1 protein-coding gene is annotated in these 281 nt (G+C 67.6%); it reads left to right on the top strand.

Annotated elements, in window-relative coordinates:
- Positions 1-281: hypothetical protein (locus tag OEB96_RS00155; RefSeq protein WP_266213348.1), on the top strand; the 281-nt coding region annotated here is incomplete at both ends.

Raw genomic sequence — 281 nt, 5'->3', positions numbered from 1 at the left:
TACGGCCCGGGGATTGTCTCGTACCACGAGAACCTCGGCGGCACGCTCGCCCCGGTCACGCACCTCGCGAACACGTGGTACGGAGATGACGACTGGCTGGCCAGCGGGCTGCCCGTGCCGATCGATGGCGACGGAGACGGCGAGCTCGAGAAGATCGTGGCGACGATGTGGATGCCCGGAGAGGTCCGCGGCGGGTGGATCTTCGAGCGGGAGGGGGAGACCTGGCAAGGAATCGAGGGGCCGATCGAACTCTCCGGGTGCCAGAGCTTCGGAGAGTCGCT

Origin of the sequence: Paraliomyxa miuraensis, assembly GCF_026337845.1 — a bacterium.
Taxonomy (GTDB): Bacteria; Myxococcota_A; Polyangia; order Nannocystales; family Nannocystaceae; genus Paraliomyxa; species Paraliomyxa miuraensis.
The sequence above is the reverse complement of the archived record's forward strand: the minus strand, read 5'-3'. Positions and strand labels throughout refer to the sequence as shown.